At 54.6% G+C, this 14,378-nt stretch carries 8 protein-coding genes; 3 read left to right on the top strand and 5 right to left on the bottom strand.

The features are described 5' to 3' along the window. Positions 1-222 precede the first annotated feature (222 nt). Positions 223-2,025, top strand: coding sequence for a hypothetical protein (locus CPH65_RS11300; protein WP_157747639.1), 1,803 nt, complete (start codon positions 223-225; stop codon positions 2,023-2,025). Between the two features lie 24 nt (positions 2,026-2,049). Here the strand turns inward: CPH65_RS11300 and CPH65_RS11295 are convergent, their stop codons facing one another. From CPH65_RS11295 to CPH65_RS11275, 5 genes are all read right to left on the bottom strand, one after another. Continuing rightward, a complete protein-coding gene (locus CPH65_RS11295; RefSeq protein WP_096173560.1) occupies positions 2,050-4,221 on the bottom strand; it encodes a hypothetical protein in 2,172 nt (723 codons plus the stop codon). 236 nt (positions 4,222-4,457) lie between these two features. Then, positions 4,458-4,994: a GDYXXLXY domain-containing protein gene (locus CPH65_RS11290; RefSeq protein ID WP_157747638.1), complete on the bottom strand. Its 537-nt coding sequence runs from the start codon at positions 4,992-4,994 to the stop codon at positions 4,458-4,460. Then, positions 4,987-6,267, bottom strand: coding sequence for a DUF4401 domain-containing protein (locus CPH65_RS11285; RefSeq protein ID WP_096173558.1), 1,281 nt, complete (start codon positions 6,265-6,267; stop codon positions 4,987-4,989). Before CPH65_RS11285 ends, CPH65_RS11290 begins: the two co-directional genes overlap by 8 nt. Beyond that, positions 6,260-7,348 (bottom strand): DUF2157 domain-containing protein, encoded by a 1,089-nt coding sequence (locus CPH65_RS11280; RefSeq protein WP_157747637.1) that lies wholly within the window; start codon positions 7,346-7,348, stop codon positions 6,260-6,262. The genes CPH65_RS11285 and CPH65_RS11280 overlap by 8 nt, the downstream gene beginning before the upstream one ends. 169 nt (positions 7,349-7,517) lie before the next feature. Beyond that, complete coding sequence (locus tag CPH65_RS11275) at positions 7,518-8,804, bottom strand: multidrug effflux MFS transporter (RefSeq protein ID WP_096173556.1); 1,287 nt, start codon at positions 8,802-8,804, stop codon at positions 7,518-7,520. A gap of 604 nt (positions 8,805-9,408) precedes the next feature. Here CPH65_RS11275 and CPH65_RS11270 point away from each other — a divergent pair. Together CPH65_RS11270 and CPH65_RS11265 are read left to right on the top strand one after the other, a co-directional pair. After that, the gene (locus CPH65_RS11270) at positions 9,409-11,148 is read left to right on the top strand and encodes a methyl-accepting chemotaxis protein (RefSeq protein WP_172891506.1); all 1,740 of its coding nucleotides are present in this window, start codon (positions 9,409-9,411) and stop codon (positions 11,146-11,148) included. A gap of 354 nt (positions 11,149-11,502) precedes the next feature. Further along, positions 11,503-14,373, top strand: coding sequence for an EAL domain-containing protein (locus CPH65_RS11265; protein ID WP_096173554.1), 2,871 nt, complete (start codon positions 11,503-11,505; stop codon positions 14,371-14,373). Positions 14,374-14,378: the final 5 nt, after the last annotated feature.

Here is a 14,378-nt window from a genome sequence, read left to right as displayed (position 1 = left end):
AGTCAAATAGCCCTAGCGTATTGTTTTTGCGTATAAAATTCGCCCACATTGAATCGTTTAAAGAAGCTGTATGGGAGGTTACGTATCTTGACATCCCTCAATGCAAAAGACGCTTCCTGTCGGCATTGTTAGCGCATGATTGGCCGCAGTCAGTTCGTGTTAACTGCCTTCAGCTCGGGCGTGGTGCAAAGTTTCACCACTGCATTCTTCGGAAGCGGACAGATGGAATCCCTCAGTTACCAAATCCCGGCCAAAGAGCCGTTCGATTCTCTGGACCAGGATCACGCGCTTACAGCAACGCACAGCGGTCTGCCGCTGTCTGTGAGCGATGAACAGCGCGCTGTCGTTGCCTTTCTGACTGAGCCGCGCAGTTATGGCGAGACCGATCCGGTCGATCGGATCGACATGATGTCTTCGGTGCTGTTCATGGCCGGCGGCCATTGCTACAAACTGCAGCGCGACGTACCTCTGGGACAAAGCGAAGCCTTCACACTTGAACAGCGCCATCAACTGGCTAAAGAGGAAATGCGGCTGGGAAGTGCCTTTGCCCCGGAGCTTTATCTCGGGCTTGTACCGGTGCGATGTCTCCATAATCAGCTGTTTCTGGACCTGCCTCTGACGGCAAGCGAAGAGAGATCGACCGATGTCGCACGCATGGCATCAGAGGCTCCAATCGTCGACTGGCTGATCATGATGCAGCGGTATGATTTCTCCAAGTGCTATGACAAGCGGGTGGAAATCTATCAGCCCAATTTCGACGAATGCAATCGGCTGGCCGATCTGATCGCGCCCAGCCAGACCAGACGGCAGAAGCGCCGATCCGCCCGCAGCTGGCTGCGGCATCTGGAGGAGATGATCGGCAGCTTCTCGCCGCTGGTTCGCGCACTTGATAGAGATGCAAAAAACACCACTCTCAGAGCCTGTCTCAATCGGGCCTCGGAATTGCTTGAGCGCGCCTCACAAGGGTTGCAGGAACGCTGCCAGCACGGCCAGTTCCATCCCATTCATGGCAATCTGGGCCTGAGCAACGTGGTGGAGACATCCAAGGGCCTGCGGCTTATCCATCCACTGGTCAGCTCAAAAGCCAATCAGGTGCGCAAGTGGCATGGTGACCCCTTCTATGACCTCGCTTCTCTGATCGCCGAATTGTGGTCGCGTGGTTTGCATCGTCAGGCGAATTGGGTTTTTTCGCACTATTGCAACAATCAGGTCGACAGCGATGCGCTCAACGGATTGAAGGTGCTGGATCTTTATATCTTCATGCGCGCCACGGACAGGGCGAAACGGCTGAGTGCCGCCTTGACCACCCGACCATTGCATGAAACCGACGGCGGCATGAAACCCCGTGCGCTCAAGGGATATGTGACGACGGCGCGCGAGAGTCTCTTGCAGGATGAAGCAGCACTGGTGGTCATTGGCGGCAGCACCCATGCAAACCGATCCAACCTTGCACGGTTGCTTGCTCCGGTCATCGGGCGCCTGCCGGGCGCGGTCTATCTATCGGCAGATCAGGAGATCCTGTCTCTGCATGCGGTGGCGTCACCGTCCATGCTGCCCCAATCGGCCCATCGCAAGTCGGTTTGGCGGTTGGTTTATCGCAGAATGGCCGAGAAGGCACTGATTGCCCTTGAGACCGGATATTCAGTGGTCCTGGAAGGACGGTTCGACAGCCCGGAAAGCCGAGAGATATTGACCGAGCTTGATCACAAGATCCCAACCTCGGTGTTGCTTCAGGCCTTTCATCTGTTCGATACCTCGCGAGACCATCGGCATGGTGCAGAACTTGCCCCAAAGGCAGGAGCGCTTGAAGAGTTGGAATTGCAGAGCGCATCATCAGGGTGTGACCGTGTCGAGCTTGGCACCTCAGAGGCAGTGTTGCCGATTCTCCGCAGAACCGAGCTCAGCCGGGACTGGACCCGCTGGATCGAACTTGATGCATCAAGCTCTGTAGGCAGCCTTCTTGAACAGACGCTCAGCCAGATCAATCCTGAATGGACACCAGTTTCCAAGGGAACGCTTCACTAGGCCGACCTGGAGCATGACAGCTCATCAATCCGTTTTGGTGCGCTGCGTTGACGCCATCCGAAACCGGCAATGCATCAGGGTTCCAAGACCTTGTTCACTCGACAGGGTCATTTCCCCGCCGATCGCTTCAACAAGTTGGCCCACCAGCATCAACGGCAGGATTTGCCGCAAACCGATCTCGCTTAATTGCGACTCGATGTGCAAGGGGTTGGTGATCGTCCGGATTTGGCGTGCCGACAGAGCCGTGCCCGTGTCCAGACACTCGAACACGATATGCTGACCTGAACTGTGCTTGCGCAATTCGACGCGAACCGGCTGTCCCTCTTCTCCCAGAAGCCGTGCCAAAGCCCCCTCGACCGCAAGTGAGATGATGCGCGAGAAGGCATTGGCATCGCCATTGACCATCAGGCCTGAGTCGTCTGTGCAATCGATCTGGATCGGGCTGTTGCGCACTTCAGCTAGGGTTTTGAGAAACGAGGATTGTTCCTTGAGCAAACTGGCAAGGTCGCAGCTGTGATCGCGGGAATAGAACCCCTTGATTTGCGCATCCGAGAAATCATGAAGCAACTCGAGCTGGTGAGCGGTGCGTGTGACCGAGCTCGTTGCCGCGACGACCAGATTTTCGATTTCGTTGAATTCGGCCTGCAAGGGCATATGGCGGCAGAACTGCTCAAGATCCTGAAGAGCTGGTTGAAGCAATATCTCCATGGCTTCCTCAAGCCAGACGCGGAATTCAACGCCGTTGATCGCAGTACTCTCGCTGTTGAGGGTCCCGTCCAGCAACAGCATGATATCTTCTGCTTTCACTTTCAGGGTATCCTCGGCAAACCGGATCCGGGACGTCATCGCGGCATTTTCTTTGCTGTTACCGGTCGCGCTCTGAATGCGATCAACTGCCCGATGGGCTTCATTGCGCGTTCGCACCACCGCCTGACCGAAGATCTGTGCCAACTGCGAGCTTTGTTCACTATCGCTTTCAGCCTCCTGCATCGACACACTGCCGCGGCGGCCCATTTGGGACAGAAAAAAGTCCATTTCACTCTGAATGCCGAATTGCGCCCGTGAGAGGCCGCGCGCTTCGTCAAATTCACTAACCCTCAGTCTGCCGTAGAAATCGAGAACCCGAGCTGCGGCATAGGTTATGCCAAATGACCAGGCTGAAATCGCAAATATGCCAATTAGTTGGGCAATCATAAGCTCAGTCAGGTTTGCACTCCGGCTCATCTGGAGCACTGGCGAGAGAAGGCCACCTATGAGGCCGCCAGCGAGGAACGTTGCAATCAGATCTCCCGGATCGTCAACCTCGATGACCATCAGAATGCGCCGCAGACCGATACAGACCGTTCCTGCAAACAAGCCAATCAGGGCTGCATTTGCTGCGGTGACGTACGGCGCAAAGGCAACCAGCGCGATGGCACCAGCGAGTGCGGCAGCCATGACATCCATCGCCGCTCCCTTTTCGCGCTGGGACATCAGCAAGATCATGGCGGACACCACGGCGAAGCTCGCCCCCAAGAGAACCTTGAACAGAACGTCAGGCATGGCGTCGAGATTAGAAACCTGAGCGATGCTCAGACCGGCTGTGCCAAAGATCATGACAATCACGCCAAGCGCATGCATCGTGGGGCTATGGCCGCGGGGGCGTCCGGAATGGAGCGGGAAGCGCCCTCTGCGAGGACCAATGGCGGCGCTGGCGGCCAACCCAACAGCCCCGGCAGAGACGAAGATGGCCTCGGCGCCAGTCTGATCGTTGAATCCCAAGCCAGAGATCCAGCCGGCGTGACCGGTCCCATTCGATCGCACCCAGTGGGTCACGAGTGGGACAATAAAAAGTGCGGCAACCCCGACCAGAGCATTGCTTCCGATGAAGTTGCCACGTTCGGACAGCGAAGCCGTGGCGAGGATGCAAGGGATCGTATAGAGCAGAAGAAGAGGCAAATCGTTCATGTTGAAATCAACATCGATCTGCCCAAACAATCCAAAGCCAAGGCCGAAGAGGCCCGCGACGCTCCTGCCACTGATAAGCGAGTAACCGATCAGCCAATAACATACAAGCCCAATGCAGAAACCGGCGACGACGCGCGTGATCGTGTCCAACTCGTTGCGAGCTTTCACTCGGCCGGACATCAGCAACAGTATGCCCAAAGGCAAACCGAAGCCTGTCATCGACATGAGGAATTGAGCCAGTTCGAGCATGGGATTCTCTTGAATGTTACAGTATGACGGCTATTGCAAAGACCACAGTACAACTATCAGAGACCTCGAAACAACCGGTCCAAGAGTAACGAGGTTCAGGTTAGCCGCCCGTTAATAATCACAACGCAACGGCGGCAAATGCTGATTTGTTTTAGATTGCCCATAAGCACAAACACGCAAGTATCAACCGAATGTGCAGCGATTGGCATTATTGCATGGAATTCCCGTGGGGGCGTTCATGGCTGAGGGCGGATTTCGACCCTCTGGGAATCAGCTAAGCCAACAAGGATATGGTCGCCGCTCTCGTTGATCCGCATGCGCCCATACTGCGCCCGCTCAAAGGCGCTTGCGTGGCCTTCCTGAAAGAAAAAACTGTCGGGATGCAAAGCCACAGGTCGCACAGAGTTTCCGGGATCGACGCGAAAGGCAAACAGACGCTCATTGCTTTCGAGCGCCACGTCCGAGCGGTGAAAACGGTTGAAATGTGCCACCTTGTTGCCATCGATGCGCAGCACCAGTTGAGAGGCGTCTTCGGCAGCCTCTGCTGCACCGCCGCCCTCATCTCTCAGCGCGTTCAGCCGGCTTCCCGCTTCTTGTGCGATCTTGTAGTTCAGGCGCATGTAATCCCCTTGCATCAACGAGCGCGGATCAACGGGCGCGAGCTCCAAGAAGATCAACTCACCATTGTTCCTGAGGGTTTCCTTGCTGAAAATGGCATAGTTGAAAACGACGAGGATCGGCAGCAGCGCGATGAGGATAAGCCGACTAGGCATGGTCTGCATCTCCATTGGACAGGGGCCCTGTCACCGTGGGGTTCTTCACCGCCGACAGATGCCAGCCCTTCGCGTAAACGATGGCCGCACCGAACAGGAAGACAATGCCCGACAGGATGAGAACAACAGACTTCTGCAAAAGCGTAATATCCAGAGCATAATAATAGTAGCAACCAAAGCCGAGCGCTAACAAAAGCCCCAGCAGCGAATGAACGGGCCGGTGCGTGGCATAGCCAGCGATCATCAGAGCCAGAGCCAGAAGGATTGCAGGATCGGCAACAAGGCCCAGAAGAACAACCCCGGCAAAGGCGATCAGGATCGGTTCGGACCGCCAGGCCGTTTGTCGCCCGGCGATCCAGCGGATCAGGGCGAACAAAGCAAGCGTGAGCAGGATCTGAATGGGCCATTTCTGTGCGAACCCGCTCATATCGATCGACAGATCGACAACATCAAGATCGACCTGCTTCAGGCCGTGCATCTTGACGAAGGTCGACACGATGCCAACACCGGCACAAAGCGAGACGATCAGCGCGTCAAACAGGCTGGTGAGCGCTTTGCGGACCCACGGATAGGCTAGAAACGCAGCTAATGCGAGAAGATGCGCTGCGACCAGAGCGGTGAAGGCAAAGGCGCGCCCTCCCTCCGGCCCGTCAATCAGCAGACAGATCCAAAAGGACATCAGAAAGGTGATCCCCGCCACGAAGCGCTCGAGCGACGAAGGGAAAAGCAGAAAGGACAGGATCGCCACAAGCCCCAGAATGGCCGCCACCGGCCAGGTCCATGACAGATTGAACAGGGTATCGGTCATCTGAACGAGACCGGAGATCAGTGCCACCTTGCCCGCTTGCAGCAGAGTGAGCGCGGTCTGGACCATAAAATCCTGCGCCAGTCCGAGTTTCTTGATGCCGGACCGGTATAGCCCCATCGCAACCAGCATCAAAAGCAGGCCATTGCCGATCAGACTGGCGTCATTGAGTTTGAACAGACCAAACAGATAAAGTAGATAAAGGAACAGAAGTCCCGAGACAATCGCACCAATGCCGCTGAGCGCTCTGAGATAGAGCGGCGCCTCTGCATGAGCGCGATCTTCAATGGCAAGAATTTCGGTCTTTATCGCGGCCGCGTCCTCCGCCGTCAACGAGAAGTCCTTGCGCACATGGTCCAGCCACTGAGGAACCTTCGGTGCCTCGAGCATCCAGCGGTAGCCCTCCTCGATGAGCGGGGCGTGTTTCTTCGTTGCTGTGGGCTCCTTTTTGATCGGGGTATCAGTCACCGTGCTGCTCCCCGTTCATTGCTTCGATTTCAGTGGGTTCCACTTCAGATACAAGCTGCAGAAGTTTGCGCAGATATCCGGCGGCCGCGCCAAAGGACCCAATGGCAGCGATGCCTGTCAGAAGCGTGGTAATCAGCGCATCAGCCTCGTGGTTGTCAAGAAAGACAGCGAGGCCGACCAGGAACAGCAAACAGGCAACGAGTAGTGCCATGGCAAGCACCGGAATATCGAGATCCACATAGCGGAAATAGAGATAGGCCCCGGCAAGGAGCACGCAGCCGACAGGGCCAACCAAGCCGGAGACACCCTCCCCCGATGCCACGGCGGAGACAAACTCGATCAGCAACGGGAAGAGACATCCAAGGGTCGCTGCGACCAGAAGCCAGCGGGTCCAGACCGGACCGAGCCATTGGTTCGTTTCCCCTCCCCGTTTCGCGCTTAAGCGCACGATCCCCTCTCTCAGGACAAGTGCGCTGCCGTTCAACAGGCTGAACGTAAAGGAAAGGTAGGCATCAAGGGCGGAATTGCTGCCCAATGCTTCGTCCCACCACAACATCAGAGCGATGTTGATCAGCGCCCACCATATAAGCCAGAGAGCGGAAAAGCGGGACAGGAGTGTCCATGGCGTGATCAGCAGAGCCCAAAGCGCGAACAATTGCCATGGGTCCGCGCCACTTTGATAGATCTGCCCGAACGTTGCCAGAAACACGCCAACGAGCGTTGAGGCCACAAGCAGCAGCAATTGTCCGCTCAGCCGTTTGAGCGTTATGAACCAGGCGCCAAGGGCCGCAGCGATCAAACCGGCCTCGATCATTCCCAGCTTTGCCAGATCGGGAATGGAGGCCCAGTTGAATGCGAAGAAGAACACAATGCCAGCAAGGATAAGCCCGGTGCCGAAAGCCAGCATCAACACCATCGCCCACTGGGCCCACGCCCGAGACGGATGCAGCCAATCGAGGGATGCTTGACGTAGGTCCGGCGAAATCACGCCCTTCAGCGCCAACTCGTCGAGGAGATGACGGTCGAGAGATATGCTGTTCAACCGTCGCTGGTCTGAGGATGTGCTTGCGTTCCGTGTCATGGCGTTCCGTGTCATGGCGTTCCGTGTTATGGCGGCATTGTCCTGATCCGTAAGCTCGCGTCGAGCGGCTGAAAGACCTATTCAGCCGATTGCGGCCATTTCGTGAGCAATACCGCCTTGGGCGTAGGTCTCAGGCAACCATAGCACGGGTTTTGGTTGGAATCAGTGCCTAGGAACGGTTTGCCGCTTCCGTCTTGGGACGCAGCTTTTCGGTCACCGTGATCACCGTGACCGACGCGAGGCCACAAAAAACAAAAGCACCGGCGAGTGCCAGAATGGAGCCGTCATAAATCAGCCCGAGGCCCGTCGCGATCCCCATGGCAATGAAGGTCGAGATGGCACCGACCCACGCGGATGCCATACCGGCGACATGCCCGACTTCTTCCATGGCCAGCGAGTTCATGTTGCCGAACATCAGGCCAATGCAGAAGAACATGGGGCAGAACATGGCAACGAAGAGCCAGAGTGGTGGAACAAATCCGTAGGGGTAAGATACGGCAAGCGATATGGCAGCCAGTATAATCAGGGCTGTTACCGCCGTCTTGGCGACGCGGCGCATGCCGAAGTGAACCGCCAGCCGGCTGTTGGCAAACGAGGCGACGCCGATCGACAGAGCCAAACCGGCAAAGAAGTATGGGAAATTCTCACCAAGACCGTAGGTGGACTGGAACAGGTGCTGTGCAATACTGATGTAAAGGACGAATGGCCCCATAACGATGCCAGCGCCAATCATGTAACCCAAACAGCTGACGGTGGTGAAGACCGTGCGTGTGCCATTCCAGAGCGATGCTGGCGAGATCTTGATCCGGCGTGATGGGGGCAGGGTTTCCTTCTGCCGGACCAAGAGCCAAACGCCTCCGATGGTCGACAAAAGCATGAAAAACAAAAACAGCGATCGCCAGCCAGCGATTTGCGCCACCACCTGTCCGAGGATCGGCGCTATGACGGGAACAAAAATGAACACGCCCATGACAAAGGACATCACCCGCGCCATCGCACGCCCGACAAACAGATCCCGCACCAGCGCGATCAACACGATGCGCGGTCCGGCAACACCGATGCCTTGCAGGAACCGCCCGAGCATCAGCGTTTCAAACGAGGTGGAGACCATCGCAAGAATGTTGCCAGCAATGAAGATCGCCATACCGATGAAAATGGTCTTCTTGCGACCAAGCTGATCAGACAGGGGGCCATAGAACAGCTGGCCAATCGCCAGACCGGCAAACAGCGTCGTGATGACCTTTTGCAGGTCCTGAGGAACGGTATGGCCCAGCTCCCTGCCCACTTGATCCAGAGAGGGCAGAATCGCATCGGTGCTGAGGGCTGGAAGTGACATCAATAGCGCCATCAAGATGATGAATTCTGCAAAGGGCATGTTCGGCTGCGCCTGATCCTTGTCAGTTTCGTTCGGCGTTTGCGCCTCCGACGGAGGATTGACCGTGGTCTGCTGGGTCACTTGAAGTGCTCCAAAAAAGTAGAGCCCAAAACCATTGCACGCTGACAACGCGAGCAGCTGTTTGCGTTAATGATCGGGACTGAAATGTCTAAATCGGATGAACCGGGGAAACGAGAATACGGCACCGGTGGATGAATTGAATTGTTGTTATTATCATCTCCCAACATGCTTGGCTAGACATGACATCGATACGCACTTTATTGGTGCATAGATGAAAAGTCGTTATAAATTCGTTCTTCGAATTAAAATAGATCAATAAATATTGATAAATCATCAGTTCAATATACTATCATTTTTTATAAATTTTATGATCATATAAATCTCCAAATTTCGAATATAACGCATTTTATTTTCATTGTATTCTTGCTGGAAAGATCCAAAAAAACCTTCTTACACTCAATACACGACCACATTATGCAAGTATTGCATACCCAATAATCTACTATAAGTATATTTACATACATTGAAGATTCCCTTCTTAGAAGATGCTAATGTTTTAGCATTCATTAAGATTGTTATAGAATACTAATAAAAACAATCCATGGTTGTTTCTCCATACGCTATGCTGGCCACAGCCCGTACTAAGGCTCAAGAGGCAATTCTAATGACATCCAAAAAACGTTCAATTTTTCCGGCATGGCTTCATGGTCTGTCAGCGAAAATCTATTTCATCGTTCTTGTGTCCATTTTGGGGATCGGTGTTCTCACTGTGCAAAGCAGTTTTTTCAGCAGAGAGGATCTCGAGCGCTCGAAAAGTCTGGAACTCAAACATCTGATCGAAACCGCTATGGCCACGATTGAGTCGTTCGATCGTCAGGCAAAGGCGGGTCAGATGAGTGTGGAGGAAGCACAGACTCGCGCACAAGAAGCCCTGTCGATTCTGCGTTACAATGACGGCGACTATTTCTGGATCAATGACGACAACGCGGTCTTCGTCATGCATGGGACCGATCCCGAACTTAAAGGGGTTGACATGTCGGACAAGCAGGATCCCAACGGTCTTTATTTCATGCGGGAGTTCGTCAACGTTGCCCACGATGGTGGCGGCGTCGTTCGCTACTCCTGGCCACGCCCGGGCAACAGCCAGCCGGTTCCAAAGATGGCGTATGTCGACTATCACAAGGACTGGGGCTGGGTTGTCGGAACCGGCTCTTACATCGATGATCTCGATGCGATCTACTGGTCAAATCTGAAAAGTCTGCTCATCAGCAGCCTGATCATCTTGGCAGTGCTCAGCTCCGTCTCGGTCTTTCTTGCGATCAGCATTACCCGTCCGATTGGCCAAATTGTTCATTCGATGCTGCAACTGGCGGAAGGCCAACTCGACATTTCCATTCCGCATCAGAAGCGGCGCGATGAAATCGGGAATATGAGCAAGGCCTTGCTGGTTTTCCGCGACAACGCGAATGAACGACTGACCCTTGAAGCACAACAGGCTGAACAGAAGGCGCTGGCAGAAGAACAGCAGCGAAAGATGTTGCTTGAGATGGCGGATACATTCGACCGGCAGGTCGGCTCGATCTTTACGCAGGTCAAGCAAGGGGCTGAGATGCTTGAGCAGGAAATGAGCCTTCTCGCTGATCGCGCCAAGGAAAACACCGATCGTGTGACAACGATTTCTTCGGCCATGGAAGAATCGAGCACCAACGTGGAAACCGTTGCAAGCGCGACCGAGGAAATGACAGCCTCGATTTCAGAGATTGCCGTTCAGGTAGAAGAGTCACGTGGTGTCGCCGAAACTGCGGTGGATGAGGTGAACAAAGCATCTCATGTGATCTCCACACTTTCGCAGGCATCCGATGCCATCGGCAGGATCGTCGGTCTCATTCAGGATATCGCGGAACAGACCAATCTTCTGGCGCTCAACGCGACCATCGAAGCGGCAAGAGCAGGTGAAGCCGGCAGAGGCTTTGCCGTCGTTGCCGCAGAGGTCAAGGATCTTGCTTCGCAGACCGGCAACGCCACCGAGGAAATCTCAGGCCAGATCGTCTCCATCCAGAACAACATTTCCGGTGCAGTCGACGCGATCGGGCTGGTCAAGAAAACCATCGACAGCATGACGGCTATATCGAGCACGATTGCTGCTGCGGTTGAGGAACAGGGAACGGCAACCGGCGAGATTTCCAGCTCTATCACACTTGCAGCTGCGGGGAGCCGTGACGTTTCGCACAATGCGGAAGCCCTCAATGGTCTGGCCGGCGAGAATGGCAAATCGTCCGTCATCATGTCTGACAACATGCGCGAGCTTTGTGAACAGATGGATTCTCTGGAGCAGCAGATCGTTGACTTCCTCTCAGGTGTTCGGGAGCATCGCACGGATACTCAGGAAGCGACAGCAGCCTGACCCCTGAAACGATCCTGAAACGCCTTTTGGGCAATTGTTTCAAGATGTTTCCCAGACAGACAAGCTCTTCAATCCCGCATTTCCCAACAGAAGTGCGGGATTTTTTCATTCATGAGCCGCGATGCCGCTCGGTAAAGCGCCCCTTGGCGCTTGTTGAGGGGCGCGACCTGCCCTCCTGCCAATTTCCACGGGGCGTTTATATATATTTCAATATTTTTCTGTGATGCTCACTGAACCTTCGTTGTGACACGGATCGAAAGCAGCGGAATACTCGGACGATGACTTTTAGGGCTGCCAAATGAGTGATGGCCATTTCATCCGGGGACTGTTTGGACAGAGTTCGAGGATATCGGGATGCATGAAGGAACTGGCAACAAACGTGACTATTTGATAGCCTTTTGCCTGCTGATTGTCATACTTGCCGGAGATGCCGTGCTCCTTTATTTCTCGTTTGGGGAAGGCACCCAGACCGCAAGAAACGCCCTGTCCTTTTCAAACCAGATCTTCATAACAGCGACGACGCTTCTGTCGATCGGACTCTATTTTTCGATCAAGCATGTCAAGCGGCTCGCCCAAGAGCTGAGCCATCTGCAAACCAAAGCAGAAAAGCTCGAGCGCAAACATACCTCTCACAAGACAGGCATCGACTCCCACGCCATCGTTTCGATCACCGACGCCCGCGGCACCATCACCTATGCCAACGACAAGTTTTGTGAAATTTCCAAATACTCCCGGGACGAGTTGGTCGGCCAGAACCACCGCATCTTGAACTCGGGTTACCATGACAAGAGCCTGTTCAAGGACATGTATCAGAAGATCGTGCTTGGCGTGAGTTGGTCGGGAGAAATCCGAAACCGCGCCAAGGACGGCAGCATCTATTGGGTTGCAACAACTGTGATGCCGATCTACGACAAGGACGGAAAGCTCGAAGAAATCATTTCCATCCGCACCGACATCACCGAGCTCAAGCTGCAGGAGAACGCTCTCAAGGAGTACAACAGTCTCCTGTCGGCGACCTTTGAAAACTTTCCAGGTTCCATCAGTGCCTATGACGCGGATTTCCGGCTGCAGATCGCCAATCCGTCTTTCTATGACCTTAACAGCATATCGGAAAAGGAATTTCCTGTTGGCAGTCACATGACGGATCTGCTCCGTTTGATGGCCGAGCGGGGAGATCTTGATGAGCTTGGCGCAGATACGGTTGAAGACCTCGTTGACAAGGCTTTCGATCAGGACTTCTTGCTTCAGCCACATGTGCTGGAGAAGAAAATGTCAAATGGCAAGGTTCTCGAGATCAAAGGGTGGCCGATTGAAGGTGGCGGTTTTGTCAGCTCCCACATCGATGTGACCGAACGCAGCCAGATGATCGAGGATCTGAAGTTCAAGCGCGAGGAAGCAGAACAGGCTTCCCGCGATCTTTCTGCTGCCCAGCGCGAGCAGATCAAGACTAATTCGCATCTGCTCAATTCAATCAATTCGATGAAGAACGGCTTTGTCATCTGGGATTGCAAGGACAGACTGGTAATGGCCAATGATGCGTTCAGGCATTTCAATGGCCCCATCGCCGAGCACATCAAGCCCGGTCTGCTGTTGCGCGAGTTGCTGACCCTTTGTGTGGAGAAACAGGTCTGGCGCGCCGAGGGTTGGGAAACGCAGGCCCTGATCGACAAGCGCAACGAATCTCTCGAAGAAAACGGTGAAATCGAGCACGAAATAGCGCTGTACGACGGAACTCAGCTCGTTGTCACCGATCGCAAGCTCTCAAATGGCGATATCCTGTCCACCTATGCCGATGTCACGACAGCCCGGGCACGAGAGGCGGAATTGCGCCGAACACGAGACGCTCTGCAGCATATCGCCTATTATGATGCGCTTACCACCCTTCCGAACCGCGCACGCTGTCAGCAGGATCTGGAAAAGAAATTCAAGTCAGCGACGACACCGCGCCGTTTTGCCATCGTTCAAATCGACCTTGACCGGTTCAAACGTGTCAATGACACGATGGGCCATGCTGTCGGCGATCATCTTCTCAAGGAAATCGGGACGCGCCTGATGTTCCTTGCGGAAAAGGTGCATACATTCCATCCCTATCGCTGGGGCGGAGATGAATTCGTGGCAACGGTCGAGGTTGACTGCACGACCGATCTTGAAGATCTGTGTCAGGAACTCACAGATCTGGTGGCCATTCCGGTTCAGTCTGACACGCTCACTCTTTGGCCAACAGCGAGCCTCGGTGTCGCGGTGTATCCTGACGATGCTTCTGATCTTGAATCCCTGATGATCTACGCCGATCTGGCCCTTTACAAAACCAAGGAAATGGGACGCGACGGCTATCAGTTCTTCGCAGCCGAGATGAAGGAGAAGGTCGACAGCGACATCGAAATCGAAACCGACGTGCGAACCGCCCTTGAGCAGGACCAGTTCGAGCTCTATTTCCAACCACAAATCAGTACGATAGACGAACGCGTCACCGGGATCGAAGCTCTGCTGCGCTGGAACCATCCCGAAAAGGGCCAATTGCCCCCCGGTCTCTTCATGGACGTGGTCGAGCAACATGGCATGGCATCGGCGCTTGGTCGCACGATCTTTGAAAAGGCGATGATTGCTGCGCGAAAATGGATTGATGAAGGGCTCGATTTCGGTCGCCTGTCGATCAATCTGTCTCCGTCCCACCTCAAGAAGAATATTCTCATTGACGACTTCTTCGAGAGCGTCGAGCGGCACGGTGTGAACCCTGACCTTCTGGCCGTTGAACTGCTCGAAAGCACATTGATGGATAACAAGCACCCCAACATCATGGAACTTGTCAGCGCCATGGCGGCAAGAGGCGTTCATATCGAGCTGGATGACTTCGGAACCGGATATGCGTCCCTTTCGCATCTATCGAACTTGCCCGTCGACGGCATCAAGATCGACCGGTCGTTCGTGAGCAACATTTCAAGCTGCGAGAAGCAACAGGCGATCGTTGAGGTCGTGATGTCCATGTCCAAGTTGATGCAGTTGCGGGTCGTGTGCGAAGGCATCGAGACGCATCAGCAGCTGAGCACCGTATCCCAGATCGCCAATTGTTCCGTACAGGGTTACCTCGTCTCGCGCCCGCTGAGCTTCGATCTCGTCACCAAATGGCTGCGCGAGAAGCGCTATGAAGGGGTGCTAACCCCTCCGCCTCCTCGCAAGCAGGACGATGACGATAAGGCAACGACCTACTTCGGCAGCACCAACTGATCCCT

This window comes from Cohaesibacter sp. ES.047 (assembly GCF_900215505.1).
Classification (GTDB): domain Bacteria; phylum Pseudomonadota; class Alphaproteobacteria; order Rhizobiales; family Cohaesibacteraceae; genus Cohaesibacter.
Note: the sequence above shows the minus strand (reverse complement) of the source record. Positions and strands in the feature narration are given on the sequence as shown.